Source organism: Streptomyces sp. A0592, from assembly GCF_004795115.1.
GTDB lineage: Bacteria > Actinomycetota > Actinomycetes > Streptomycetales > Streptomycetaceae > Streptomyces > Streptomyces erythrochromogenes.
This window is the reverse complement of record NZ_SSBM01000043.1, coordinates 1-24,680: the sequence shown is the minus strand read 5'-3', so window position 1 is coordinate 24,680 and position 24,680 is coordinate 1. Positions and strand designations below refer to the sequence as shown.

Below are 24,680 nucleotides of genomic sequence, written 5' to 3'. Positions count from 1 at the left end.
GTGTGTCAGCCCACTTCCACTCGGGACCGGGCGACGACGCCGGCCGCCAGGTCGCGCGCCTGGCCGGCGGTTGCCGCGCGGGCCACGACGTGTCCGATCCGGCATGCGGAGTCCGCCGGCTCCGGCACCGTGTCACCGGGCTGCAGGTGCAGCTCGCCGTGTGTGCCGGGGACCTGCGGGATGGAGGCCCGGCGCAGTACCCCGCCGCGTACGGGCAGCAGGAAGCGGATCGAGGCGGCGGCCGTGGTGGTGGCGGCGGTGTCGGGGACCCGGCCGAGGACGGCCTGGAGGTGGGCCACGGCCTCGCTGACGCCGGTCGCGGCCTCCACGACCTCGCACAGGTTGTCCCCGGGCAGGCGTGCTCCGGTCTCGATCACGTGGGGCGTCCGCGAGCCCGGTGGGATCTTCAGCTCCGTGTGCGCGATGCCGTTGCGGACGCCGACGGCGAGCGCGGCGCGCGCCGCGGTGTGCTGCACCGCCCGTTCGAGCGGGCCGTCCAGGCCCGAGGGGCAGGTGTGTCCGGTCTCGATGCGGTACCTGCCGCGGGTGGTGTCCTTGGCCACGACCGGCAGCGGATGGGCCACGCCGTCCGCGACGACCGTCTCGCAGGAGTACTCCGCCCCGGGGACGTACTCCTGCAGCAGGGCCCTGGTGTCGAGCCGGAGGCCGTGCGGCTGCGCGTGGGTGAAGCGCTGCGCCGCGGCCAGGGCGGCGGTGAGCCGGTCGGGGCCGTCCACGACGGACACCCCCCACGAGCCGCCCTGCTCGGCGGGCTTGACCACGAGCGGCCAGCCGAGCCCGCCCGTCCGCGCCACCCGGTGGGCCTCGTCGGCGTCGTGCGCGACCGCCCAGCGGGGTGCCGGGATCCCGGCGGCGTCGAACGCCTCGCCCATCAGGATCTTGTTCCTGGCCGCCCGGGCGAGCAGCGAATCGTTGCCGGGGAGGCCGAGGCGTTCGGCCAGGAGTGCGGCGAGCGGAGTGAACAGCTCGAAGCAGGCGGCGACGCCCTCCAGGGCGTGGCTGCGGCAGAAGGCCTCCATGTCGGCCAGCGCCCTCGGGGTGTCCGTGAGGTCCGTCGCGCACACCCCGGCGAGCGCGGAGCGCAGCCGGTCGGGGTAGGCGTCGTGGACCTCCTTGTGGGTGGCGGCGTACAAGCGCAATCCCAGCCGGTCAGCGGCCTCGACGAGGAAACGGCCCGCGTTCCCCATCGGCTCGATGACCAGTACTCCCGGGCCGCCCGGGCCCGCACCGATAGTCATTCGCCCAGCAAAGCCGCAGGCGGGACGGGGCGGCTATGGGCCTGACAGACGAAAATAACTCGCCGCAAAGCACGCCGACTTGGAGCAAAGACCAATCAACCGGTGAGTAACAGGGCGGCATTTGGTGCACACGACCCATGGAGCGGCGCGCGCGTCCCGTGGTCGGATCGCCGGGCCGGGCAAACCCGCACCACCCGCGACCCGAACGGGGAACGAGCATAGTGACCAGCCTGCGCCAGCAGCTCGCCGACCAGATCGAGCAGGGCGTCATACCGCCCTACCAGTACTCCTATCCGCCCCGCTCCACCTACCGCCCCCTCCCGGAGGGCAAGTGGACCATCCCTGACGTATGGGCCTCGGACCTCGCCAACTACCAGGTCCCCGAGCTGAACCTGTACCTGCACGTCCCCTTCTGCGACCGCAAGTGCGGCTTCTGCAACCTCTACACGATCATCAGCACCGACGAGGACGTCTTCGACGCCTACACCGACGCCCTGTGTACGCAGTTGGAGGACCACGCCGAGATCATCCGGGCCCGCCGGCTGCGCACCGTCTACATCGGCGGCGGAACCCCGGCCCTGCTCAAGCCCCGCCACTTCGAGCAGATCTTCACCACTCTTGCCCGCATCTACCCCAACTGGCGTTCCACCGTGGAGGAGGTCGCCGTGGAGGCCACCCCGTCCTCCATCGCCGACGCGCCCCACGAGTTCAAGGCCCTCATCGACATGGGCCTCACCCGCGCCAACGTCGGCATCCAGTCCCTCGTCCCCCGCGAGATCCGCGAGGCCGGGCGCGGCGGCGAGGACGAGAGCGCCATCCGCCGCGCGGTCCGTACCGCACAGGAACTGGGCCTGCCCGACCTGTCCACCGACCTGATCATGGGATTCGCCGGACAGACGCCGGAGACCTGGCGCCACAGCGTCGACGAGCTGGCCGCCCTGCGGCCCACCACCATCAGCACCTACTTCCTCACCGTGCGGCCGGACGCCTGGTTCTCCAAGACCGGCGCCTACCAGTACATGTGGCAGCCCGAGCTGTACGAGCTACGACTACGCCCGCCAGGTCTTCCTCGACCACGGCTACGTCCAGGAGGGGTCCGTCCGCTACAAGATCCCCGGCCGTGGCGGCTACGCCCAGAAGGTGCTCACCTTCCACGGCGTGCCCCTGCTGGGCCTCGGTGTAGGCGCCCGCTCGTACACCAGCGTGCTCGACTACATGACCGGGAGCGTGAAGCCCTCGACGGGCGAGGTGGCCGACTACATCAGGAAGGCGCGCAACCACGAGATCACCCCCGTCACCGGCATCGAGCTGACCGGCGAGGAGATCGTCCGCAAGCGCCTCGTCCTCGACTCCTTCGACCTCGACCTCACCGAACTCGACCGCTTCGGCTATCAGAAGCACGCCGCGGAGTTCGAGCCGATCCTGGACGCCGCCGAGGCCAACGGGCTCCTCCACCGGCTCGGCCGCCGCATCCAGCTCACCCCCAAGGGCTTCAAGTACCGTGACGTCCTGTCCTGGATGTTCTACTCCGGGACCGTCAAGGGGCTCGACCGCGAGTACTACGAGAACCTGCACGCGGTGAACGTCCGCGCCCGCAAGAACATGGGTGCCACTCCCGTGCGCATCACCGGCGTCGACCTGCGCGAGGGCGTGGCGTGAGCGACCTGTACGTCGCGGCGGGCGGGGGCGGGGACCCCCTCGGCACCCTGATCGCCGCTCGGACCGTCACCGCGGTCCCGGAGCGGGCGCTGATCGCCACGTACGCGTGGGAGCGCCCCGAGGTCGATCCCACCCACGGGCCGCTCGGGGAGGAGCATTTCACCGGGCTCGTCCGCGATGCGGGCGGCGCCGCCGCTTTCACCCCTGACACGCGTGCCCGACGCCCGGCCGGATCCACCCTGCCCGCTCTGGCCCGGGACCTTCCGGCCCGGCTGCTGCTGCTCGACCCCTCCCGGGGGCTGCAGGCCCTGGCCGGGCAGATCGGAGCCGTGGCCGCCGCCACGGGCGGCCGCATCCGCATCGTGGACATCGGCGGCGACATCCTCACGCACGGCGACGAGCCGGGCCTGTGCAGCCCGTTCGGGGACGCCCTCACCCTCGCCGCCTGCCACCTCACCGGGCTCCCGACGACCGTCCACGTCGCGGGGCCCGGCCTCGACGGGGAGATCGACGAGCGGTCCCTGCTCGGGCGCCTCGCCGGATGCCACCCCCTCACCCCGGGGGCGGCCGCGGTCTCGGCGGCCGGCCGTGCGCTGGCCTGGCACCCCTCCGAGGCATCGGCCCTGTGGGCCGCCGCCGTCCTGGGCGCCCGGGGAACGGTCCGCGCCGTCAGCCACACCCTCGAACTCACCGAGTCCTCGCCGGGGCTGTACCCCCTGCCCCTCGCGGAAGCCATCGGCCACAACCCGGTCGCACGCGCTCTCCTCGACGAGCGGCCCGCCACCCTCCAGGAGGCGGCCGACCTCTCCCACCGGCTGACCGGCATCCACGGGCTGGCTCCCGAGCACGCCCGGGCGCCCCGGCAGGACCGGCCCGCGGGCGGGATCGCCTTCCTCGACCGGGACACGGCCGTCAAGGCCCTCCACGAGGCCGCCGGCGGCGCCGGCCACGTCACCCTCCGGTTCGCCGCCCGCGCCCTCGGCCTCGACTGGACCGACATCCCGGCCCTGCGCAGGCTCCTCGGCTGCGACACCCCGCTGCTCCCGCTGCCGTGAACGCAGCCGGGTCCGGCCGCACCACAGTGCGGCCGGACCCGGCCGTCGGGCCTCGGGCGTCGGGTGCCGGGCGTCGGGTGCCGGGCGTCGGGTGCCGTGGCTACGCGCCCGGCCATTCCGTGCGCAGCATTCCGAACAGCACGCTGTCGTAGCGCTTGCCCGCGACCAGGACGGCGGACCGGCGGCGGCCCTCCTCACGGAAGCCCGCCCTGGTGAAGGCGCGGACGGCCCGCTCGTTGCCGCTCCAGGTGTCGAGTTCGATCCGGTGCAGTCCGAGGGCTCCGAACAGGTGCCCCACCAGCAGGCGCAGCGCGTCGGAGCCGTGGCCGTGGCCCCAGCGGTCCCGCTCACCGATGGTGACGCCGACCGTGGCGAGCCCGGTGATCGGATCCAGGTCGCGGTAGTCCGCCATGCCGATCACCGTGCCGTCGGCCAGGTCCTCGACCGTGAAGACGGCCGACTCCCTCGGATTGAGCCGCAGCATCGTGTCGAATCCGAGGTCCACGGCCTCCGCGGTGACCGGACCGAAGCACGGGTCGCCCCCGGTGGCCCAGTGGACCACTTCCGGGTCGTTGCGCCACTTGAGGTGGTGTCCCGCGTCCTGCGCGCGGAGTGCGCGCAGCCTCACCAGCTTTCCATCGATCATGCACATGATCGTAGGGGCTGACACGGTGTCGGTGATCTTGATTTTTCGGTGGCCCGCAGGTCCGGGCGCCGGCTCGCCTCACCCGCAGGTGAGGGCGGCGCTCAGCCGGCGGGCCTCGGTGGCCACGGCGGACGTGCCGCGCCGGGCCGCCGCGGCCGCCACCGCTTCGGGGACCGGGCCCGTGGCTCCGGAGCGCTCGGCGCAGGAGGCGGCGACCGCCAGTACCTCGCCCGCGCCGCGCACCGAGGGCAGGAGGGCGGGAAGTACCTCGGCGAGGACGGTCCACAGGGTCGCGTGCGCGCCCGCCGCCGCGGCGCAACGGGCCGCGTCCGCGAGCCGGTTGGGCTTGACCGTGCCCAGGGCCGTCATGGCGGCGAGCTCGCGGCCGAGCAGCGGGGCGTCGAGCTCTCCCCGGGCGGCCAGCAGCAGCAGCGCCTCCACGGCAGGGCGGCGGCTGTCCGCGTACCGGCCGCCCAGTCCCGCCGCCACGGCGGCGTGCAGGGCCGGCCCCGCGGGCCCGCCCAGCAGGGCGAGCTGCGGCAGCATCCACGCGCCTCCGTGGTCGTCGGCCGTCGCGGCCAGCGTGATGTGCGGCAGGAGCCACGCAGCCTGGGTGTCCCGGTCCTCGGGCAGCACCGACGCCCGTACGGGGTGCCCCTGGTGCCAGTGATAGCACTGGGTGAATCCCTCGTGCGGGCGGCCCAGCCAGTGGAAGGACTCCGGGAACTCCCGCTGCAGAGCAGGGCGTTCACCCGTACGGAAGACGACCTGCGCGGTGGTGGTGCCGATCCGCTGCCAGGCCCTGTGCACCTGCGGGTCGGGTTCGGCGACGCGGCGCAGCGCCGGGGCCGGTTCACCGTCCGGCCCGAGCCAGGCGGCGAGCCGGGTGCCTTCGGCGGTGCCGAGGCGGGCGGCGGCTTCGGCGGCCGCCCCCGCTGCCGGGTCGTCGCGGCGTATGCGCAGCAGCGCCTGCCCGAAGTCGGCCGGGCCGGGCCGGACGCCCAGCCGCCGGTACTCGGTGAGCCGTTCGACCAGTTCGGCCGCATCCAGGGCGCCCGTGTCCCAGGTCGGCGTGGACAGCAGGAACGGCAGCGGGTCCTTGGACATGAGCGTGTACCCGACCTCGCGCAGCCGCGCCGCGATCACCACCTCCAGGCCTTCCTGGGCGCATTCCTCGTGTCCCCGATGGCGGCGCACGTACTCGGGCTTGAGGCTGTATCCCGGGACCAGCCACAGCAGCGAGGCCACGACGGCGTCCACCCCGCCGAGGCGCTGCGCCTCGATCTCCTGCTCCTTGTAGCGGTGGCCGAGGGCGGAGGAGAGGGCGCGCGCGAGCGGGTGGCGATCGCGGTGGGCGTGCCGCACCAGCCCGTCGAGGGAGCGCTCGAAGTCCGCCACGGTGTGGGCGCGTGACTCGAGGTGGGCCGCCGTCAGCTCGACGGTCTCGGCCAGCCCCTCGGGCGCGGCGTCGAGCCGCCGCGCGGGAGGCACGGGCGGGAGGATGTCCTTGGCAGCGGTCCAGGTCATGCCGCAACGGTAGTGCTGTGGCCGTCGGGCCCGGCACCGGCCCTGCGCGCAGTGGTGGCCGTGCCCCGGGCCGCGCCGTGTGCCGCGTCAGGCGTCCTGCACCTGTTCCGGGCGGGCCGCCGACCCGCTCAGGTACGGCCGGTCCCGGTCCGCGACCGCGGCGATCGGGCCGGCTGCACGGAGCACGGTATCGAGGACGCGGTCCGGTTCGGCGGCGTAGCAGTGGGCGAACCATGCCATGTTTGCCTCGACCACCGCCCAGTCGCCGTCGCCGAGCCGGCCGATGTCCAGGCACACCGCGCCGGGCAGGCCGGCGGCCGTGGCGTCCAGGACCGTACGGGCGAAGGCCCGGCTCCCGGCGTCCAGGGGAGCCGGATCGAGGCGCCCGTGGACGGCGTACCGACTGCCGGTGACGGCCTCGCCGTCAAGGACGAACAGCCGGTACTCCGCGGCGAACTCCACCACGCCGCTCACCAGGACCGGCGTGGAGCCGTCGAGCCCGGCGGGCAGGCTGGTCCCGTCCTCGTGAACCGCGGCGGGCAGAAGGTCGATCTTGGCCGACGGCGGCTTCACGAAGACCCGCTCCCGCAGCTTCCGGGCCTCGCCGAGGGTGGTGAGCCGGACACTGCGCCGCAGGAGGGGGCGCGGTACGTGCGTCAGCCAGTCGTCGTGCGGTTCGAGCAGTCCGATGCCCAGGGGGCCGGCATGGCGGGCGGCCGCACGGGGCCCTCCGTACCAGTGCACCGTGCGCCCTGCGACACCCGTGGCCCGCTCGGTCACGTCGTAGCCCCGCCAGGCCGCCGCCCGGGCGATGAGTTCGGCGGTCGAGGTCCGGGGGGCGGACAGGAGGAGGACGGGCGCGGCGAGGGCTTCCATTCCCGTGAGCCTAACGAACCCTCACGTGGTGGTCCTCACGTGCCGTGGGTACCCGGGGGAAGGACCGGGGCCCCGCATGGCCTGTGCGTGCGCCGTTGCCCCGCCCAGGTGGTCGGGGCAACGGCGGCGTGGACGGGCGGGACCGGGCTCGACGAGACCAGGGCGCACGCGCCGTGCATCCGGTTCAGGCCCTGGGTCCTCGTCCACGGGCGGGAGCCTTTCGGTGCCGTCGAGTTGATGCGGCACCTCAAGCAGGGCCGCGTCCGCATGCCGCCGTACGACCGGCACCCGCGCCCCCACGCACTGCCGGCGGCGGCCTGCGCCCAGCCGGCGAGTTGTGGTCGCCTGCAGCAACATGGTGTTCACCGCATGGCGCACCCGGGGTAACAACCGCTTTCTACCGTGACCGACCGTAGGACCAACGCCTTGAACAGGGTCGCCGGAGACCCTTCATGACGGCCCGTCACTCCCCCGTCCTGCCAAAGGTGCCGCACGGGGCTCCGCACGTCATCGCAGCACCTGCACCCAGCCCCATCGGGAGGCGTCGCATGAGCACCACCGAGTCACCACGGACGACAACGGACACGGCCGGCACGGCCGGCACGGCGGAGACCGCTGCCGACCAGGCGGTCAAGGAGACCCTGGAGGACTACACGCTCCGCTTCGCACCGCGCAGTTACCGCCGGTGGACCCCCATGGTCGTGGCCACCACGGCCCTCGGCGGCATCGCCTACATGGCCGACTTCTCCATCGGCGCCGGCATCGGCCTGGCCCACGGAACGAGCAACGCGCTCCTGGCCATCGCGCTCGCCGCGGTCGTCATCTTCGTCACCGGCTTCCCCCTGGCCTACTACGGCGCGCGCTACAACATCGACCTGGACCTGATCACCCGCGGCTCGGGCTTCGGCTACTACGGCTCGGTCCTGACCAGCATCATCTTCGCCAGCTTCACCTTCATCTTCTTCGCCCTCGAAGGCTCGATCATGGCGCAGGGCCTCGAAATCGGCTTCGGTCTGCCGCTGTGGCTGGGCTACGCCGTCTCCACGCTCATGGTGATCCCGCTGGTCGTGTACGGCATGAAGGCGCTCAGCAAGCTCCAGGTGTGGACCACCCCGATCTGGCTGCTGCTCATGGTCGCGCCGCTGGTCCACCTGATCGCCAACGACCCCGGCACGGTGGACCGCTTCCTGGCCCACCCCGGCACGGACGGCGACGGCGCCGTCAGCACGGCCTCCGTCATGCTGGGGGCAGGGGTGTGCCTGTCCCTGATCGCGCAGATCGGCGAGCAGATCGACTACCTGCGCTTCATGCCTCCCAAGACCGAGGCGAACAAGCGCACCTGGTGGACCGCCGTGGTCATGGCCGGCCCGGGGTGGGTCGTCCTCGGCGCGCTCAAGCAGGCCATAGGCGTCTTCCTCGCCGTCTACATCCTCGCCGAGGTCGGGCCGGTCGCCGCTCCGGAGCCCATCCAGCAGTTCCGCGGCGCCTTCGAGGCGATGATGCCGTCCTGGATGGTCGTCCCGCTGGCCGTGGTCCTGGTGGTCATCAGCCAGATCAAGATCAACGTGACGAACGCGTACTCCGGCTCGCTGGCCTGGACGAACTCCTTCACGCGCGTCACCGGGCACTACCCCGGCCGCATGGTCTTCGTCCTGGTCAACCTGGCCTTCGCACTCGTGCTGATGGAAGCCGACATGTTCAGCTTCCTCAACAGCCTGCTGGGCTTCTACTCCAACTGCGCGATCGCCTGGGTGGTCACCGTGGCGACCGACATCGGCGTCAACAAGTACGTGCTGAAGCTGTCGCCGCTCCAGCCGGAGTTCCGCCGCGGCATGCTGCACGCGGTCAATCCGGTCGGGGTCGTGGCGTTCGTCGCCGCGTCGGGCCTGTCGATCGCCATGTACTTCCACCTCCTCGGCGACGCCCTCCAGCCGTACTCGCCCGTGGCCGCGGCGGTGATCGCCTTCGTGCTCACCCCGTTGATGGCCGTGGTCACCAAGGGCCGCTACTACCTGCGCCGCACCGACGACGGCATCACCGAGCCCCTGCTGGACGGCGACGGCAACCCGAGCGGGGTCACCCTCGACTGCCACGTCTGCGCCCAGTCCTACGAACGTCCCGACCTCACGGCCTGTGTCAGGCACGAGGCGGTGGTCTGCTCGCTGTGCCTGAGCACCGACAAGGCAGGCGACCACGTCCTTCCGGCCACCTCGGCAACCGCGGTGGGGGTGACGCCATCCCGCATCCGGTCGTCGTAGGGGTGGCCCTCGAAGTGGTCCGTCTCGTGGGGGATGAGCCGGGCCGGGCCGTGCCTGTAGGTGGGCGAAAGGCACCCCGCTGTTCCCCGGACGCACGCAGGAAGGCGGGTCCGGCGGCGGACCACCCGTTTCATCCGAGTGCCTCGTTTCGTCGGCGACGTGATGCAGAGCGTGACGGTGCGTGTCAGCGTGATCCGAGAAGGATCCGAACCCCCCGCATCACGAGGAGTCGTCGTCATGGGTGGTAAGCAGCACAAGGGTCAGAAGCCGGGCAGGGGCAGTGAGGCGCAGGCCCATCACCGCCCCGGGGATCCCGCGCACCCCCAGCCGGGCAGGCCGTCGCGTGAGCAGTCACAGCGTGAGCAGTCACAGAAACAGGGCCAGGGCCAGGGCAGGAAGGAGACCGAGCGTCGCCCTGAGGACGACCTGCTGCGCGAAGAGGACCTGCACGACGAGAACCTCTGAGTTTCGCAGTCCTGACCCCCAACGCGCGTGGCCCACGGCGCGGAGGTGACCAACCCGGTCGGCTCATCGGATGTGCCGGCGTCCGGAACGCCGCCCGTGCATGCCCAGGTACACCAGGGCCGCCACGAGGACCAGAATGCCGATGAACAGCAGATAGAGCATGCCTTCGACGGCAGCGCCGATGATGCCCAGCACCATCGCCACGATGACCAGGATCAAGAAGACCTTCACGACGTGGATACCTCCTCGGAGGGGTGAGGGGCCGAGCGGCGGCCGCGATGTCGTCCGTGCCGGACGAAGGGCCTCCTTCTACTCGGGTTCGGGCGTGGTGGTGATGAGGATCTGAGCGGCCTGGGTGATGTTGTCGGCACGGACCGCGCGGGCCATCGCTTTGCGGGCCGCGTCGGCGGTGGTGCCGGGCGGAACCACCAGCAGGGCGAAGTGGTCGTTGTGGCCGCGCGTTACGAGGACGGTGTCGTCGCCGACCGGGTCGGAGTCCAGGTGCACGACCCGGCCGTCGACGACCAGGCGGGCCGGCGGGTCGTTCCAGGCGGACGCGTCCACGCCCACCCGGGTGATCGGGCCGAGGTGCTCGGTGAGGACACTGATCAGCGCGGGCAGCTCGGTCACGATGTCGCGGGTCCGCGGCCACCAGGCGCCGTCCAGGAGCCCCTCCCGGGAGCTCGTGGTCTCAAGCCGCAGCAGGGCCGTACCCGGTTTGATCGCCCAGTGGATCTCATCCGGCAGGAGCAGCGGTGTCGTGGGCGTGAGGGGGACGTCGGAATCAGCCATGCGAGTCGCCCGCCTAGGGGGTGGGGCCGTAGCCGCGTCGCAGGTCGGCACCGGTGCGGTGCCGACCGGGCGAGGTGCACGACCTGTCGTCCTTTCACGGTACTCCCGCTCCCAGCCCCCTCGCCCGCCGGAAAATACCTGGTCAGATCGGCTTTATCACGCCGAACAGGCGTACAGTGAAAGCACCGGGAGTACTTCGCACACCGGCTTTCACGCGGGTGTCATTTCCGGCGATCGCCTAAAAACCGGGCTGCCGACGGGCAGTCCGGGGGCAGGTCCACACCATGACCACCACCCTCGACCGGACCGCGCCCCGCGACCTCGCCACAGGGCTTCCGGCACGCTTGTCCCTCACCCCGAAGACCACCCTCGCAGGTCAGCTGGACGGTGCCTGGTGGCCCCGCACGCGTGACCTCGAAGTCGAACTCCCCCCTCTCGCCGCCGCTCTGGACGAGACCTGGGGCCGCGTCACCCGCGTCACCGTGAATCCCGCCCGCTGGCCCGTCGTCCCGCGCACGGTCGAGGTGGCCGGGCGCGTGCTGCACGTGGGCTGGTTCACCGAACAGGACCCCGACAAGCTGATCCTGCTCTCCTACACCGTCGGCCGCTGGGACCTCCTCGTCGTCCCGCCCGAGACCGCAGTCGCGGCTGCGGCCCGCCTGATGGCTGCCGCGGCGATCCCGGGCAGCGTCCTCACCGCAGGCGTCCTGATGGCCAACGAAGCCGTCATCGGACGCGGCGCCAGCGACGCACGCCGCCGGGAAGCCGCCTGGGAGGACGAGGGCGGGGCCTGCATGTCCACCTTCGGGGAGCCGTTCGGACGAAGCGCCCTCCCACTGTCCGCGAACGGCTGGAGGTGAGTTCCGTGGAGACCCTCGTCCTCGTCTCGGTGGTCATCCTCGCAATCGCCATCGGCGTGCGCTGGATCCACCTGCCGAACGCCCAGCACGACGCGCGGATCGAGGCCCATCGGTTCAGCGACCCCCTGCCGAGGCCTCCGGGCCTGCCGGACGACACCGGTCGTCGAGCCCACCACAAGGGTGCCGACCGGTGAGGAACGGACCTTCCTCCGACCGGGGGCAGCGGGCGGGGCGCCCCGGCGCCCCGCCCCGCCGACTTCTCGCCCACTCCGAAAGGGACACGCGTCCGTGAAGCACATCGAGACCCGAACATTGCCCTCCTTCGGGCACGCCGAGGTCCGGATCATCGCGCACAACCCGGAAGCCGCCCGAGCGGTCGCGGAGGTGCTCCGCCTCGCTTTCGCAGGCACGGAACAGCGCAGCTACCCCGCCCTCGGCGGCAATACCCGCCTCCACCTCACCGTGGACACGGCGACACCCCCGGGTCCCGCCCGCTCGTGGCTGGCCGCCAGCAGGACCCCGGCCGGCACCGGTGCGCACTCCGACGAGTTCTGAGAAGCCCCGACCGGCCCCGGAGCCCACCCCGACACCCCACACACGAAAGGACGCGGTCATGGCCACGCTGCGCGAACGCAAGACGTACCGCGATCAAGTGCTCCGGGTCCTGTACGAAGCCGTCGAGGGCAACCGCCTCCTCGGCATCACCGGATCACAGCTGCGGCGCGACCTCCGGGTACCGGAACAGGACCTGGCCGCCGCCTGTACCTACCTGGCGGGCGAAGGACTGATCACCGTCGACTGGGAACCCGGCAACACCCCGGCGATGGTCACCCTCACCCACGAGGGAATCCGGCGCATGGAGGCCGAGGAGGAAGGGACGGCCACGGGCTCGGCGTGATCCGGACAGCACTAGATGCGGGCGAACCTCTCGGTCTGGTGCGCGAACTCCTGTGCCATGGCCGCGTTGACCGTGGGCCTGGTCCCGCCGATCGTGCGCAGGTAGTCGTCGGTGGTGGGGCGGGCCCGGGCTCCGGTGTCGAAGGTGCGCTCGAACTGGACCTGGGAGACGGTGCGCGCGACATGGGCGATGTCGGCAGGAGTGAAGCCCTCACTGGCGGACGCCAGCGCCGCGCTGTCGGCCTCCGCGCCCGCCCGGGTCAGATAGCTCTCCCACAACGCGGTCCGCGCCCGGTCGTCGGGCGGGCCGATCGGCAGCACGTAGTCGAACCGGCCGTGCCGCAGGAACGCGGAGTCGAGCGTGGTCACGTCGTTCGTGGCACAGACGAGCAACCGTCCGTCCTGGCCCCGGAACCGGACGATCGCCTTGAGCAGTTCGTTCACGACGCCGACGGCGGTTGCGTCGGCGCCGCTCCGGGTCGCCGCGATCTCCTCGACCTCGTCGATGAAGACCAGGACGTGGTCGAGCCGGGCGATCTCGTCGAAGCGCCGGTTCAGCCCGCTGGCAAGCCCGTATTCGGCGGCCAGCCGGGCGGGGAACAGTTCGAGGAAAGGCCATCCCAGACGGCTGGCGATGGCGTGCGCGAACGTGCTCTTGCCGGTTCCGGGCGGACCGAACAGCATCACCGCCCGTGGCAGCTCCACCCCGTGCTGAGCGGCCATTTCGGGGTGGGCCAGTGGCAGGACCAGGCGCCGCTCGATGAGCTCCTTCTCCTTCTGCATGCCCGCGACCTTCTGCCACAGTCCCCCGGGCGGCAGCTCCGCTCCCAGCGACGCGAGCATGCTGACCGCCTGCGGGGTCACCCGCCCTCGCTTCTCGAAGAAGACCAGGCCGGGCCGGGCACCGAAGCCGCAGTTGTGCAGGGCGGTGGCACCGGTCTCACCGTCGGGCAGGACCGCGTGCACCGTGCGGACTCCACTGGCGAACAGCCGGTGCTCCAGGGCGGTGATCAGGTCGCTGCCCAGCCCTTGGTGCCGCCAGGCGGGCGCCATGCTGATGCGCAGGATCCACGCCCGCTCACCCTCCACCCTGCTCACGGCAGCACCGACCACCTCTTCGTCGGCGGTGGCCACCACCGCCGGGTGGAGGGCCTGTAGGGCCGCTACGGTGTCCGAGAGGGGGAAGAGGGGTGACTCTTCGGCCGTGCCGCTCTCCGCGTCGACTCGGAGCACCGCTTCGAGATCGTCCTGGGTGTAGTCCCTGACATGCCAACCCGTCATGGTCAGCTCCGCTTGCTCGGCCGTACTCCCATCATCGGCCGACGCGAGCCGGGGCGCGCACGGAAGCCGCGTGGCGTGCCCGGTCACCGGGGTGCATCCTGGAGGCCACGCCGCCCGTGCAACCGGACGCCGCCCCGCCGCCTGGTTGGAGGCAACAGGATGACTGTCGGAGGGCGCGGGGACCCGGACCGCTGGGACCGCTGGGACCGCTCGGAGAGCTTCGGCGAGGAGCTGCTCGGGGTGTTCCTGGATCGTGCGCATGAGCTGCCACCCCATCTGGTCGGACCGCTCGTCACGGAGACACTGGCCCGGATGGGTGGCCGCGTGCCGCAGATCCTGCTCCAGGACTACGGCCAGCAGCAGCTGGTCCCCCTGCCCGTCGAGGGTGTGGCCACCGGTGATCCGCAGCCCATCGACCGGTCCGAAGCCGGCCGGTGCTTCCTGGAGTCACGCACCGTCGAAGTCTTGTCGCCCGACGGCGTACGGGTCCACCTGCCCCTGCTGGACGGCGGTGACCAGGTCGGGGTCCTCTCGGTCACCCTGGGCAGGATCGACGACGACGTCCGCCGCCTGCTGCGCAGGATCGCGGGCCTGGTGGCCGACCTGCTGCAGACCAAGAACGGCTACACCGACCTCTTCTTCCGGACCCGCCGCAGCGAACCGATGAGCGTGGCCGCGGAGATCCAATGGTCCCTGCTGCCCCCGCTGTCGATGCTGATGCCTCGCGTCGCGGTCGCCGGAGTCCTGGAGCCCGCGTACGCCGTGGCGGGAGACAGTTTCGACTACGCCCTGAACAGCGAGATCCTGCACCTCGCCATGGTCGATGCCATGGGGCACGGCCTGGACGCGGCCACGATGGCCACGGTGGCCATCGGTGCGTACCGTCACGCCCGCCGGATCAGCATCGAACTGTCCGAGATCTACCTCTTCATGGACCGGGCCGTCGCCGAGCAGTTCGACCCGGACCACTTCGTGACCGCACAGATGATGCGTCTGGACACGGCAACGGGGCGCCTCCAGTGGGTCAACGCGGGGCATCCCGCGCCGATGCTGATCCGCGCGCACCGCGTCGTACGCCGTCTGGACAGCCCCACGACCCTTCCCGTCGGCTTCGGAGGGGACCAGCCACAGGTCAGCGCGGTGGAGCTGGAGCCCGGCGACCGCGTTCTCTGCTTCACCGACGGCCTGATCGAAGAACACGAAAGCGGGCAGGAACAGTTCGGCGAGGAACGGCTGATCGACTGGGTGAACCAGCTGGAGCAGGCCGACCACGGGATCCGCGCGGTGGCCCGGGACCTGTCCCACACCCTCAAGAGGGCACGCGGCGAAACCACGTCGGACGACGCGACGATCGTCCTGTTCGAATGGCGTGGATGACGGAAGGCCGTGCCGCACCATGTCCGAAGAGTGATGGCCCCTCGCCCGGCGTCAAGCCCGCGCCGGGTCCGGCGTCGACGCCGGACAGGATGGTGGCCGTCGCCGCGTCCAGGGCGTTGTCGATGTACGCGGCGCCGGTCACGCCGAGGGCCGGCTCGGCGGCGGGAGGTGCGGCGAGCGTGGCGTCTGCGACGTCAGGCCGGTCACCTTCAGACCGCTGCGGGCTCCCCCGTGCCGATCCGTTTGCCCCCGGCAGCGGCCGCGCTGCTCGCAACGCGCACGAGCGTGCCGTTCCTGGTCCTGCGCGCGAAGAGCCGGCGCCGGAACCGGATGCCGAACCGGGCACGGCACCGGACCCGGAACCGGCCGGGTCGCCGGAGCCGCCCCCGGAGCGGCCGCCCGGCGCGGCTTCGGTGGCGCTCGCCGTGGCCGGTGCCGTCACGGGGGTCATGGCGCCCACCTGTGCTTCAGCGGCTGCTGCCGGCGCCGTGCAGACCCCTGCGGAGGGGAGGCGCGCCCGTGCGCCACCCCCGGGGGTCACTTCGTCTGGTAGACGCCGAAGACGTCGAGCACCAGGTCGGCGTCCTCGTGGCCCTGGTTCCAGAAGTTGATGACGCCGTGGTCGCCGTCGCTCGCCTGCACCAGGTTCGGCACGGTCGTGCCGGCCGTCCAGTTCAGGGTGGAAGCGACGGGACGCGTCGCTGCGGGTGCGGCGGGCCCGCCCTCCGCCGGCAGCGCGTAGGGGCTCGGCGCGACCGAGAGGAATCCGGTGCCGCCGGTCTCGGTGACGGTGGCGTTCAGCACGTACGCCTCGACGCCCGCCGGGGTCGCGCTCTCGGGGGTGAACCCCTGCGTGATGTACTCCCGGGCCCGGAACCTGCCGCCGGGCCAGCCGTACGCCTCCTCCCGGGTGTCCAGCGTCCGGAACGGGGTGAAGGGCAGGAAGGCGGCCTTGCTGTCCTTGCTGTAGTAGCCGACGACGTCGACGACCACGTGGGTCGGCGACCAGGCCCCGTTGAAGATCTTGATCGTTCCGTCGGCGGCGACCGGCACGATCACGGCGTTGGCCACCGTCTGGCCGGGCACGAAGTTCAGGTTCGACGCCGTCGGGACGGCGCCGGTGCCGGAGAAGGCGGTCAGGTGGCCCGGCCCCTGGGGTTCGGTCACCGTGACGTTCAGCGCCACGGCCGTGACGTTCTGGGGCACGCCTTGCAGGCCGCCGATCCGGGTCGTGAAGGCACTGCGGGAGGCGAGCATGCCCTTGGTCGTGCCGACGCCCTCACGGGTGTCCACGAAGCGGGCGGGCGCCATCGAGGTGTAGCCGCTGTCCGAGGCCCGGGTGAAGTAGCCCGTGACGTCGGCGATGAGGTCCACCGAGCTCCAGCCGCCGTTGAAGAGCTCCACGTAGCCGTCCTCGCCCACCGGCACGATCACCAGGTTCGGCACGGAGCGGCCGGCCGTGTAGTTCAGGTTCGAGGTGATCGGGCGGTCGTAGCCCGCTCCGGGCCACACGGTCACGTGGCCGCTGTCGACGGTCTCGGTGACGGTGACGTTGAGGGCGACCGCGGTGACGCCGGCCGGGACGGAGGCGTTGCCGGCCACCTTGACCCGCGCGGATCCCTGGCCCGGAACCTTGCCCACGGGCGCGCCGGTGCCGTTGCGGGTGTCGAGGAGCCGGGTCGGCGCGTGCGGGGTGAAGTCGGCGCCGGGGGTGACGAAGGCCCCGCCGTTGGTGGCCTGGACGGCGTTGGTGGTGTCGGTCACCGTCACCTTCACCTGGTACTCGCCGGACTTGTCGTACGTGTGCGAGTGGTGCAGTTCGGCGTTGCCCTGGGCGGTGACCGTGTCGGTCTTCCCGTCGCCCCAGTCGATGACGACGCCGAGTGCGAAGTCGGCGCTCGTGATCAGGGTGGTGAGCTCGATCCCGTGCGCGGTGTAGCTGGTGCCGCTGACGTCCACCGCGAGGGTGGGGTTGGCTCCCGCGTCGAGTGCGGCCTGCTCGGCCGCCGCGGCCGCGGCGGTCTGTGGTGCGGCGGTCTTGGCGCCGGCCCCGCCCCCGGTCCCGGCCTCGGTCCCTGGCCCGGCTTTCCCCTTGGCGGCAGCGGGCAGGGTGGTGCGGATCGTGCGGTCCGCGGGGCTGTGGAAGCCCTCGGACGTGGATGCTTTGGTGATCGCCTCGGCCACGCCGGCCGCGACGGGTACGGGATCAGCCGCTTGCGCGGTGCCCGGAATGATGCCGAGACCGGCCGCCACGAAGGCAGCGGTCATTACGAGTCGGTGGTTGCGCACCGGCCCCCCAGGTGTGGTGATGAGCGAAGAGGGGCCACCGTATGGAAAGTTCCGGCCAAGGGTCACGGGGTTCTGGCACGATTCACTCCATAGGGGCCAACGCTTTACCGGCTGTGCGGTTTGCGATCGACCGGAGCTCGCCTGCCGTTCCCTCGGGACGACGGGCACGACCTGCCGGATCCGCGAGCTGTTCGAACGCGATGAAGGGCCGCCACCCGTGAGGGTGACGGCCCTTCATCGCGCAGGTGTGCGACGGGCGGACCCGGTCAGGCCTTCGCGCCGGCCCGGCGCATGCGGGCGGCGAGCAGGAGCCCGGCGCCGGCGACGAGGGCGGTGCCCGCGCCGCCCGCCATCAGGGTCGTGTTGTCGCCCGCGCCCGTGGTGGCGAGGGGCGCGCCGTTGCCGCTCTGGGCGGTGACGGCGGAGTTGCCGGAGCCGCTGTCGGAGCCGCTGCCGGAGCCCTGGCCGGAGCCGCTGCCCTGGCGCTGGTCCTTCCCGTCCTGGCCCGGGTCGGTCTTGTCCTTTTCCTTTTCCTTGTCCTTGGCCGCCTGGTCCTTGGCACGGGCTTCGTGCTGGCCCGTCTTCAGGAACTCGGCCCGGTCGGCGGGCGTTCCCTTGAGCGCGGCGCGGCCCGCCTTGACGAGCTCCGGCCCGCCACCGTGGATGATCTGGGCGATGGCGACGCTGTTGTCCTGGTCGCGCAGCTCGTGCTGGGTCACCTCCAGGAAGTGACGCAGCTCGGCCGGGGTGGGCGACCCGTTGAGCAGCTTGCTGATCGCCTCGCTCAGGATCGGGCCGTCCCAGCCCTCGTCGATGCGGGAAAGTTCGACGCGGTCGTCAGAGGCCTGGGCGAGGTAGCGGCCGGTCTTCAGGAAGGCGGTGCGGTCGGCGGGGGTGCCCTGGAGCGCCTTCTTGCCGGCCTCCTTCACCGCCGAACCGCCGGTGCCGATCAGCCTGGAGATCTCGACCTTGTTGTCCTCGTCGCGGAGCTCGTGCTGGGTCACCTCGTAGAAGTGGCGCAGCTGCTCCAGGGTCTCCCCGCCCTGGAAGACCTTGTCGATGCCCGCCTTCAGGGCCGGGCCCGCATCGTGGCTGAGCCGCATGATGGCCACGCGGTAGTCGTCGATGCGGATTTTGTGCTGATCCACCTCGATGAACTTCCTCATGGCCTGCGGGCCGTCGGCTATGGCCTTCCGGCCGGCCTCCTTCATGTACTCGCTTGCCATCGGGTGAGCGATGATCGCGAGGATGGTCTTGCGGTCCTCTTCGGCCTGGTCGGGCACGGACTGGTCCGGCGTGGTCGGAGCCGGCTGGTTGCCGGCGGCCGGAGCGTCCGAACCGGCGGCGAACGCCGGTGACGCGATGAGGACGGCCGGAGCAAGGGCAGCGGTGGTGACCGCTGCAGCGATCCGGGACAACTTCACAGACAAAACCCCCTGGAAACGTTTCTTCGCCACACCAGACGCTTGAGCTGCGCCGATGGTTGCACCGGTGCGGCATCCTTTCGAGCCTGCCCTCGCGATCGCCCTTGGCGATTGACAGTCGGGGCACCCGCGGGCACGATTTCACTACTTCCTTAGTGAAAGGAGGATGAGCAGGCGTGATCGAGTACCGCATCGACCGGCGCAGCGGTGTGGCCACCTATCTCCAGATCGTGCAGCAGACCAAACAGGCTCTGCGTCTGGGGCTGTTGGAGCCCGGGGACCGGCTGCCCACCGCCCGCGAGGTGGTCGAGGCCCTCGCCGTCAACCCCAACACCGTGCTCAAGGCCTACCGGGAGCTCGAACGCGAGGGTCTGGTGGAGGGCCGAAGGGGGCTCGGCACCTTCGTCCGGCGGACGCTGGGCGAAGGCAGGGCGGCGGACACCGCGCTGCGCGCCGAACTCGCCCAGTGGCTCGCACGGGCTCGGCAGGCCGGCCTGGAGCAGGACGACATCACCGCACTGGTCACCTCCGTGCTGAGCGAATCCGGCAGTGAACCGAACCAGGGGGACGAAGAATGACTGCAGCCATCGAAGCGCACTGCCTCGGACGAAGGTTCCGGGACCCGGTCGCCGGGGGCAGGCTCGCCGAGGCCGGGGAGGCAGCGGCATGACGCTCTCCGACCTGCGCGGCCCCGTCCGGGCCACAGTCCGCCTGCACCGCCACGTGCTGTGGGTCGCACTCGCCCTGGTCCTGCTCGTCTCCCTCGCCCTGCCTGCCGGCCGCTGGTACGTCCAGTCCTTGGGCGAGGAGCTCGCCGCGACAGGTTGCAAGGTGGAGCAGACGGTCTCCGGCTGCGGCATCCAGGTCCGCGGCTTCCTCTCCCGCAGCCTGTACTTAGAAAAGGTGTCCCACTTCGTGGCGCTCGCCGCGGCGGCGCTGCCTCTGCTCCTCGCAGCGTTCGTCGCGGGCCCGCTGATCGGGCGCGAGCTGGAATCCGGAACCTACCGACTCCAGTGGAGCCAGTCGGTCAGCCCGGCCCGCTGGCTCGCCGCCAGGCTTGCGGTGCCGGTCGCCGCCGTGCTGCTCCTGCTGCCCGGCTTCGTGGTGCTGGCGGCCTGGATCCGGCGGGGGACCCTGGAGACCTGGTACCCCATCCACTGGTACGTCTTTCCCTTCTACGGGGCGATCGGACCGGTGGCGGTGGCCCACGCCCTCCTCGGCATCGCCGTCGGGGCGATGACCGGCCTGGCGATCGGACGCACGGTACCCGCCGTCGCTGCGGCCATGGCCTCGGCCGGTACCGTCGGCGTGGCCCTCGACCTGCTCCGCCCCCGGCTCTGGCCCGCCCTCGACGGGCCCGCGCACGGCGGGAACGTCTGGGACCTCTCCGGTCCGGTCGATCGCATCGGGGTCCGCCACCACCCCGAGTCCCACTTCTGGCCGCTGCAACTGGTCGAGAGCGCGATCCTGCTGACGCTCGCCGCCGTCGCGATCGTCGCGGCCTTCACTCTCCTGCGCCGCCGGCACCGCTGACGCAGACCACCCGCCCGCGGGCAGGGTTCCCCCTGCCCGCGGCTTCAGCAGGACAGCACCACCGCGGCGGCCAGCAGGAGGCCGGCGCCGGCCGCGGCCACGGCGGCCGTCGGACGCCGACGCGGGTCCGCCAGGGACGCGAGGAGCAGGAGGAGGGCCGAAGGGAGGTAGACGAACATCCCGAACCATGCGCCGATCAGCGACCACGGCACCAGCACCGCCGCGACGACCCGGGCGGCCCGCTCGAAGGCGGAACGCCGGGCGTGGAGGAACAGCGGCACGGCAAGTACCGCGGTGGTCGCCACCACGAGGGGCAGCGCGAAGAGGCCCTCCCCGGAGGCAAGGACCGGCGGCAACGGGGTGACCGCGGCGCACACCGCCAGACCGAACTGCCACGGATGAACGCGCTCGCGTGCCGCGACCGACATGACCGGCATGGCCGCCCCCAGGATCCGACTCGACGCCTTGAACGCGTTCAAGGTATCCCAGCCGTGCGAAGGGCCGACGCGGGCCTCCTCCCGGGAACCCTGACGGGGTCGGCTTCCCCAGGGGCCCTCGCCATGGCGCTCACACACTTCCGCCGGGGCTGGTGCTGTGACCGGAAAGGTTCACCGTGTCGCGGCGCCCGCAAACCTTTGCCACAGCACTAGGTCGCGGACCAGCGCTCCGCGATCAAGGCGGCTTGTTCCTGCAGGGCGGCGATCAGCTCCTGGGCTGCGGCGGCCGAGGTGGAGCGCAGTAGGGCGACGCTGATCTCGCGGGCGAGGTCGGGGTGGGCCAGGGGGCGCACCGCCAGGTCCGGCCGGGGGTGCCCCAGGGCGAGCCGGGGTACGAGGGCCACGCCCGTACCCGCCGCGACGAGGCCCTGGACCACCGCGTAGTCGTCGGTGCGCATCACGTGCAGGGGCTCGTACCCCTCCTGGGCGCACGCCCAGGCGAGCACGCGGTCGCACGGGTCGTGGGGGTCTGCCGCCCCCACCCACGCGGCGTGCCGCAGCTCGCCGAGCGGCACCCGCTCCAGCGATGCGCACGGGTGGTCCTCCGGCATGACCAGGAGGAGCGGATCGGCGAGCAGCGGGTGCACCTCGAAGTCCTCGTCGAGGTCGAGACGATCGCCCGGCTGCGAGAAGACGAGGGCGGCATCGAGCTCCCGGGCTCTCAACCCGCGCAGTAGCAAAGGCAGTTCGCCCTCGGTGAGCGAGATGTGCACCCCTTGGCGGTGGAGGCGCTTGACCGCAGGCGCGAGCAGCAGGGCGCCGGCTGTGGGAAACGTACCGATGTGCAGCGTGCGCGTGCCGCGCTCGGCGAGGCTGCGCACCTCCAGTTCAGCCTGACGCAGCCGCTCCAGTACGGCCTCGGCGTGTGGCAGCAGGGCTTCGCCGAGTTCGGTCAGCGTGGCCCCGCGCGGTCCGCGCTGCACGAGCCGGGCGGTGAAGTGGGCTTCCAGGGCGGTGAGGTGGTGGGTGATCGTGGGCTGGCTGTAGTGCAGTGCGCGGCCGGCGGCGGCGAGCGAGCCCTCCTGCGCGATGGACCGCAGCACCTGGAGATGCCTGACGTCGAGCATATAGACATCCTATGGAGGGGTAACGAAAAGTCCACCCTTCTTCGATGGGGCAGGGGCTGTCACGCTCCCACCGTGAACATGAGAACGACCGATCAGCACACCCCGTACTCCCCCTCCCCGTCCCCCTCCCCCGTCCCGGCCTCCTGCGGTTCCGAAGCCGGCCAACTGGGTGCCCCGTACGCCGAGGCCGTGCTGCGCCATGCCGGACGGGACTGGCTGAGGCTGAACGTCCCCGGGCACGCCGCCACCCCCGGGTCGGACCTCGCCGGCTTCTTCGGCGCGAGGATCACGGCCCTGGACTTCCCGCCGCTGCTGGACGGCATCGACCTCGGCCCGGGCACCCCGCTGGACCGGGCGCTGGGGTTGGCGGCCGAGGCCTGGGGGGCGCGGCGCACGTGGTTCCTGACGAACGGCGCCTCGCAGGGCAACCAGATCGCCTCGATGGTCGCCCCCGCCCTGGGGCGCACGCTCGTCGTACAGCGCAGCGTGCACTCCAGCGTCATCGACGGGCTGGTGCTGTCCGGCATGGACGCCGTCTTCGTCCAGCCGTCCGTCGACCCCGGGCAGGGCATCGCCCACGGGGTGACCGCCTCGGACGTGGCGGCGGCGCTGGAGCGGACACCGGACGCGGCCGCCGTGTACATCGTCTCGCCGAGCTACTTCGGCGCGGTCGCCGACGTACGCGCCATCGCGGACGCCGCCCATGCGGCGGGCGTCCCGCTGATCGTCGACGAGGCGTGGGGGTCGCACTTCGGTTTCCATCCGGCGCTTCCCGCGCGCGCCCTGTCCCTGGGCGCGGACCTGGTGACCTCCAGTACGCACAAGCTGGCGGGCAGCCTGACGCAGTCGGCGATGCTCCACCTGGCGCAGGGCCCCTTCGCGGACCGGCTCGAACCGCTCGTGGACCGGGCGTTCCGGCTGGTCCAGTCGACCAGCGCGAGTGCCCTGCTGACGGCGTCGCTGGATCTCGCCCGGAGGAGTCTGGTCGCCGACGCCGTGGCGACGGGCGGCAGCGTCGGGGCCGCGGACCGGGTGCGGAGCGCGGTCCGCGCACTGGGCCGATTCACGGTGGTGAGCGACGGATTCCACGTCTTCCCCGATGTCGTGGGCGCCGACCCGCTGCGGATCGCGATCGACACCCGCGTCGGCGGGATCACTGGCCACGAGGCTCGGCGCCGGCTCTTCCGGGACCACCAGATCATGGTCGAGGTGGCGACCGACGCGGCGATCGTCGCCGTGATCGGTGCGGGTTCCGCCCCCGACACCGACCGGTTCGTCGAGGCACTGCACACCCTGCCCTCCCCGCTCACCGACCCGGGCGGCGCCGGCGGGATGCTGCGGCTGCCGGAGCCCGGCGCCACGAAGCTCACCGCCCGCGAGGCGTTCCTGAGTCCCACCCGCGTCGTGGCCGCCGAGGAGGCCGTCGGCCGGATCTCCGCGGACACGCTGGCCGCGTACCCGCCGGGCATCCCCAATGTCCTGCCGGGCGAGGTCGTCACCGCCGAGGTCGTCCGGTTCCTCCAGCGGACCGCTGCCGCACCGAACGGCCACGTACGCGGTGCGCTCGACCCGGGCGTGACGCGCCTGCGCGTCGTCGCCTGAGACCGCGGGCCCACCGGCCGACCGGCCGGCCGGCGCCCGCGCCCCCGCACCCCCCTTCCCGCGCACACCGCCCCCGAGAGAGAGCACTGCCATGGCCGTACGCATACCGACCCGACGGACCCTCGCCACCGTCCTCGCCGCAACCACCGCCTCCCTGCTGCTGAGTGCCTGCGGCGACCGGACCGCAGCGGGCGGGAGCTCCGGCGCCGACGGAGTCGGCGCGGGAGCCGCGAAGAGCGACGCTCCGCTGTTCGCCAAGCTGCCCGCGGACATCCGGGCAGCCGGTGTCATCAAGGTCGGCACGGACGCCACCTACGCCCCGATGGAGTTCGTCGAGAACGGAAAGATCGTGGGCGTCGACCCGGACGTCGCCGCCGCGCTCGGCAAGCACCTTGGCGTCAGGTTCGAGTTCACCAGCGGTACGTTCGACAGCCTCATCACCTCCCTCAACTCCGGACGCCAGGACGTCGTGATGTCGTCGATGAGCGACACCATGGCCCGCCAGCAGGGACTGGACGACAAGGGACAGAAGACCGGCAACGGCGTGGACTTCGTGGACTACTTCGTCGCGGGCTCCGTCGTGTACGTCCAGAAGGGCAATCCCCAACAGATCAGATCCATCGCCGACCTCTGCGGGAAGAAGACCGCCGTCCAGCGCGGCACCACCTTCGAGGAGGTGGCCAGGACTCGCTCGAAGGAGTGCGAAGCCTCCGGGAAGCCGGCTCTCGCGATCGAGTCCTTCCCGACGGACGCCGAGGCGCAGACGCGCGTGAAGGCGGGCGGCGCCGTCGCAGGGGTCAACGACTACCCCGTGGCCGCCCACCTGGCCCTCAAGGCCGACGGCGGGAACGCCTTCGAGGTCGTCGGCAACCAGATCCAGGCCGGGCCCTTCGGAATCGCCGTGGCCAAGGGCAACCCCGAACTGCGCGACGCACTCAAGGCGGCACTGGCGGCGAGCATCGCGGACGGCTCGTACCAGAAGGCACTCGACAAGTGGGGCGCCGGAACAGGCGCCGTCGCCACGGCGGACGTCAACACCGGCTCCTGAACCCCAGCACACCGAAGGGCAGTCGTAGTGACTGACGTCATCGACCCGTCTCCCCCGGCCGGAGCGACGCCCGCTCCGGCCGGGGTCCCCCAGCGGGCCATCCGGGCCGTTCCGGTCCGCCACCACGGCCGCTGGGCGACCGCAAGGCGGTGGCCTGATGACTGCCATGGTGAAGGCCGAGGGCGTCCACAAGTCCTACGGTGCGGCGCACATCCTCAAGGGCATCGACCTGGAGGTCGCCCCGCGTGAGGTCTTCTGCCTGGTCGGC

24 protein-coding genes and 2 pseudogenes are annotated in these 24,680 nt (G+C 71.9%); 15 read left to right on the top strand and 11 right to left on the bottom strand.

The annotated features are described in order from the left end of the window. Positions 1 to 5: 5 nt before the first annotated feature. Entirely contained in the window at positions 6 to 1,259 is a 1,254-nt protein-coding gene (locus tag E6U81_RS34455; protein ID WP_136233932.1) for an ATP-grasp domain-containing protein, read from the bottom strand. Between the two features lie 137 nt (positions 1,260 to 1,396). On the opposite strand from E6U81_RS34455, the pseudogene E6U81_RS41435 reads away from it, so the two are divergent. From E6U81_RS41435 to E6U81_RS34445, 3 genes and pseudogenes are all read left to right on the top strand, one after another. Continuing rightward, positions 1,397 to 2,128: pseudogene (locus E6U81_RS41435) on the top strand (radical SAM protein); the annotation flags it as partial. 271 nt (positions 2,129 to 2,399) lie between these two features. Then, positions 2,400 to 2,918: a hypothetical protein gene (locus E6U81_RS41430; protein ID WP_240804185.1), complete on the top strand. Its 519-nt coding sequence runs from the start codon at positions 2,400 to 2,402 to the stop codon at positions 2,916 to 2,918. Beyond that, positions 2,915 to 3,973: a DUF1152 domain-containing protein gene (locus E6U81_RS34445; RefSeq protein ID WP_168714824.1), complete on the top strand. Its 1,059-nt coding sequence runs from the start codon at positions 2,915 to 2,917 to the stop codon at positions 3,971 to 3,973. The genes E6U81_RS41430 and E6U81_RS34445 overlap by 4 nt, the downstream gene beginning before the upstream one ends. Before the next feature lie 100 nt (positions 3,974 to 4,073). Here E6U81_RS34445 and E6U81_RS34440 read toward each other — a convergent pair whose 3' ends face one another. The 3 genes from E6U81_RS34440 to E6U81_RS34430 form a co-directional block, all read right to left on the bottom strand. Then, positions 4,074 to 4,619 (bottom strand): GNAT family protein, encoded by a 546-nt coding sequence (locus E6U81_RS34440; RefSeq protein WP_136233930.1) that lies wholly within the window; start codon positions 4,617 to 4,619, stop codon positions 4,074 to 4,076. A 78-nt stretch (positions 4,620 to 4,697) separates the two neighbouring features. Further along, positions 4,698 to 6,146 carry a DUF6493 family protein gene (locus E6U81_RS34435; RefSeq protein WP_136233929.1) on the bottom strand — a complete coding sequence of 483 codons (1,449 nt, stop codon included), beginning with the start codon at positions 6,144 to 6,146 and terminating at the stop codon, positions 4,698 to 4,700. An 87-nt stretch (positions 6,147 to 6,233) separates the two neighbouring features. Then, a complete protein-coding gene (locus E6U81_RS34430; protein WP_136233928.1) occupies positions 6,234 to 7,022 on the bottom strand; it encodes an ATP-grasp domain-containing protein in 789 nt (262 codons plus the stop codon). Between the two features lie 548 nt (positions 7,023 to 7,570). Between E6U81_RS34430 and E6U81_RS34425 the strand changes: the two genes are divergently transcribed. After that, positions 7,571 to 9,280: an allantoin permease gene (locus E6U81_RS34425; RefSeq protein WP_136233927.1), complete on the top strand. Its 1,710-nt coding sequence runs from the start codon at positions 7,571 to 7,573 to the stop codon at positions 9,278 to 9,280. Between the two features lie 237 nt (positions 9,281 to 9,517). Continuing rightward, positions 9,518 to 9,745 (top strand): hypothetical protein, encoded by a 228-nt coding sequence (locus tag E6U81_RS34420; RefSeq protein ID WP_136233926.1) that lies wholly within the window; start codon positions 9,518 to 9,520, stop codon positions 9,743 to 9,745. A 63-nt stretch (positions 9,746 to 9,808) separates the two neighbouring features. Here E6U81_RS34420 and E6U81_RS40225 read toward each other — a convergent pair whose 3' ends face one another. After that, a complete protein-coding gene (locus E6U81_RS40225; RefSeq protein WP_168714823.1) occupies positions 9,809 to 9,976 on the bottom strand; it encodes a hypothetical protein in 168 nt (55 codons plus the stop codon). Between the two features lie 78 nt (positions 9,977 to 10,054). Further along, positions 10,055 to 10,537, bottom strand: a complete 483-nt coding sequence (locus E6U81_RS34415) for a DUF5994 family protein (protein ID WP_136233925.1) — start codon at positions 10,535 to 10,537, stop codon at positions 10,055 to 10,057. 284 nt (positions 10,538 to 10,821) lie between these two features. On the opposite strand from E6U81_RS34415, the gene E6U81_RS34410 reads away from it, so the two are divergent. The 4 genes from E6U81_RS34410 to E6U81_RS34395 all read left to right on the top strand — a co-directional run bounded on the left by E6U81_RS34410 (position 10,822) and on the right by E6U81_RS34395 (position 12,295). Next, positions 10,822 to 11,397: a DUF5994 family protein gene (locus E6U81_RS34410; RefSeq protein WP_136233924.1), complete on the top strand. Its 576-nt coding sequence runs from the start codon at positions 10,822 to 10,824 to the stop codon at positions 11,395 to 11,397. Positions 11,398 to 11,402: 5 nt separating this feature from the next. Continuing rightward, the gene (locus E6U81_RS34405) at positions 11,403 to 11,591 is read left to right on the top strand and encodes a hypothetical protein (RefSeq protein ID WP_136233923.1); all 189 of its coding nucleotides are present in this window, start codon (positions 11,403 to 11,405) and stop codon (positions 11,589 to 11,591) included. 94 nt (positions 11,592 to 11,685) lie between these two features. Continuing rightward, positions 11,686 to 11,952, top strand: a complete 267-nt coding sequence (locus E6U81_RS34400) for a hypothetical protein (protein ID WP_206310099.1) — start codon at positions 11,686 to 11,688, stop codon at positions 11,950 to 11,952. A 58-nt stretch (positions 11,953 to 12,010) separates the two neighbouring features. Continuing rightward, positions 12,011 to 12,295: a hypothetical protein gene (locus E6U81_RS34395; RefSeq protein ID WP_136233922.1), complete on the top strand. Its 285-nt coding sequence runs from the start codon at positions 12,011 to 12,013 to the stop codon at positions 12,293 to 12,295. A gap of 11 nt (positions 12,296 to 12,306) precedes the next feature. Here E6U81_RS34395 and E6U81_RS34390 read toward each other — a convergent pair whose 3' ends face one another. Beyond that, on the bottom strand, positions 12,307 to 13,575 hold the full coding sequence (locus E6U81_RS34390; protein ID WP_136233921.1) for a bifunctional GNAT family N-acetyltransferase/ATP-binding protein: 1,269 nt from the start codon (positions 13,573 to 13,575) through the stop codon (positions 12,307 to 12,309). A gap of 159 nt (positions 13,576 to 13,734) precedes the next feature. Here E6U81_RS34390 and E6U81_RS34385 point away from each other — a divergent pair, with 159 nt between their 5' ends. Continuing rightward, a complete protein-coding gene (locus E6U81_RS34385) occupies positions 13,735 to 14,952 on the top strand; it encodes a PP2C family protein-serine/threonine phosphatase (RefSeq protein ID WP_136233920.1) in 1,218 nt (405 codons plus the stop codon). A 537-nt stretch (positions 14,953 to 15,489) separates the two neighbouring features. Here E6U81_RS34385 and E6U81_RS34380 read toward each other — a convergent pair. Then, entirely contained in the window at positions 15,490 to 17,220 is a 1,731-nt protein-coding gene (locus E6U81_RS34380) for a PKD domain-containing protein (RefSeq protein ID WP_136233919.1), read from the bottom strand. Between the two features lie 287 nt (positions 17,221 to 17,507). Beyond that, a complete protein-coding gene (locus E6U81_RS34375; protein WP_136233918.1) occupies positions 17,508 to 18,665 on the bottom strand; it encodes an ALF repeat-containing protein in 1,158 nt (385 codons plus the stop codon). A 176-nt stretch (positions 18,666 to 18,841) separates the two neighbouring features. On the opposite strand from E6U81_RS34375, the gene E6U81_RS34370 reads away from it, so the two are divergent. Both E6U81_RS34370 and E6U81_RS34365 read left to right on the top strand, forming a co-directional pair. Next, positions 18,842 to 19,243 carry a GntR family transcriptional regulator gene (locus tag E6U81_RS34370; RefSeq protein ID WP_136233917.1) on the top strand — a complete coding sequence of 134 codons (402 nt, stop codon included), beginning with the start codon at positions 18,842 to 18,844 and terminating at the stop codon, positions 19,241 to 19,243. Between the two features lie 88 nt (positions 19,244 to 19,331). Beyond that, a complete protein-coding gene (locus E6U81_RS34365; RefSeq protein ID WP_136233916.1) occupies positions 19,332 to 20,198 on the top strand; it encodes a hypothetical protein in 867 nt (288 codons plus the stop codon). A gap of 44 nt (positions 20,199 to 20,242) precedes the next feature. Here E6U81_RS34365 and E6U81_RS34360 read toward each other — a convergent pair whose 3' ends face one another. Further along, positions 20,243 to 20,677, bottom strand: a complete 435-nt coding sequence (locus E6U81_RS34360) for a hypothetical protein (protein ID WP_168714822.1) — start codon at positions 20,675 to 20,677, stop codon at positions 20,243 to 20,245. A gap of 167 nt (positions 20,678 to 20,844) precedes the next feature. Further along, the gene (locus E6U81_RS34355) at positions 20,845 to 21,762 is read right to left on the bottom strand and encodes a LysR family transcriptional regulator (protein WP_136233914.1); all 918 of its coding nucleotides are present in this window, start codon (positions 21,760 to 21,762) and stop codon (positions 20,845 to 20,847) included. A 78-nt stretch (positions 21,763 to 21,840) separates the two neighbouring features. Between E6U81_RS34355 and E6U81_RS34350 the strand changes: the two genes are divergently transcribed. The 3 genes and pseudogenes from E6U81_RS34350 to E6U81_RS34340 all read left to right on the top strand — a co-directional run. After that, a complete protein-coding gene (locus tag E6U81_RS34350) occupies positions 21,841 to 23,364 on the top strand; it encodes a PLP-dependent transferase (RefSeq protein WP_136233957.1) in 1,524 nt (507 codons plus the stop codon). 91 nt (positions 23,365 to 23,455) lie between these two features. Then, on the top strand, positions 23,456 to 24,412 hold the full coding sequence (locus E6U81_RS34345) for an ABC transporter substrate-binding protein (protein WP_136233913.1): 957 nt from the start codon (positions 23,456 to 23,458) through the stop codon (positions 24,410 to 24,412). Between the two features lie 166 nt (positions 24,413 to 24,578). Further along, a pseudogene (locus tag E6U81_RS34340) lies at positions 24,579 to 24,680 on the top strand (ectoine/hydroxyectoine ABC transporter ATP-binding protein EhuA); the annotation flags it as partial.

Excerpts from the sequence above, each read along its gene's own strand:
- E6U81_RS34455 (WP_136233932.1), bottom strand. The coding sequence starts at position 1,259 with ATGACTATCGGTGCGGGCCCGGGCGGCCCGGGAGTACTGGTCATCGAG.
- E6U81_RS34440 (WP_136233930.1), bottom strand. The coding sequence starts at position 4,619 with ATGATCGATGGAAAGCTGGTGAGGCTGCGCGCACTCCGCGCGCAGGAC.
- E6U81_RS34435 (WP_136233929.1), bottom strand. The coding sequence starts at position 6,146 with ATGACCTGGACCGCTGCCAAGGACATCCTCCCGCCCGTGCCTCCCGCG.
- E6U81_RS34430 (WP_136233928.1), bottom strand. The coding sequence starts at position 7,022 with ATGGAAGCCCTCGCCGCGCCCGTCCTCCTCCTGTCCGCCCCCCGGACC.
- E6U81_RS34425 (WP_136233927.1), top strand. The coding sequence starts at position 7,571 with ATGAGCACCACCGAGTCACCACGGACGACAACGGACACGGCCGGCACG.
- E6U81_RS34420 (WP_136233926.1), top strand. The coding sequence starts at position 9,518 with ATGGGTGGTAAGCAGCACAAGGGTCAGAAGCCGGGCAGGGGCAGTGAG.
- E6U81_RS34415 (WP_136233925.1), bottom strand. The coding sequence starts at position 10,537 with ATGGCTGATTCCGACGTCCCCCTCACGCCCACGACACCGCTGCTCCTG.
- E6U81_RS34410 (WP_136233924.1), top strand. The coding sequence starts at position 10,822 with ATGACCACCACCCTCGACCGGACCGCGCCCCGCGACCTCGCCACAGGG.
- E6U81_RS34395 (WP_136233922.1), top strand. The coding sequence starts at position 12,011 with ATGGCCACGCTGCGCGAACGCAAGACGTACCGCGATCAAGTGCTCCGG.
- E6U81_RS34390 (WP_136233921.1), bottom strand. The coding sequence starts at position 13,575 with ATGACGGGTTGGCATGTCAGGGACTACACCCAGGACGATCTCGAAGCG.
- E6U81_RS34385 (WP_136233920.1), top strand. The coding sequence starts at position 13,735 with ATGACTGTCGGAGGGCGCGGGGACCCGGACCGCTGGGACCGCTGGGAC.
- E6U81_RS34380 (WP_136233919.1), bottom strand. The coding sequence starts at position 17,220 with ATGACCGCTGCCTTCGTGGCGGCCGGTCTCGGCATCATTCCGGGCACC.
- E6U81_RS34365 (WP_136233916.1), top strand. The coding sequence starts at position 19,332 with ATGACGCTCTCCGACCTGCGCGGCCCCGTCCGGGCCACAGTCCGCCTG.
- E6U81_RS34355 (WP_136233914.1), bottom strand. The coding sequence starts at position 21,762 with ATGCTCGACGTCAGGCATCTCCAGGTGCTGCGGTCCATCGCGCAGGAG.
- E6U81_RS34350 (WP_136233957.1), top strand. The coding sequence starts at position 21,841 with ATGAGAACGACCGATCAGCACACCCCGTACTCCCCCTCCCCGTCCCCC.
- E6U81_RS34345 (WP_136233913.1), top strand. The coding sequence starts at position 23,456 with ATGGCCGTACGCATACCGACCCGACGGACCCTCGCCACCGTCCTCGCC.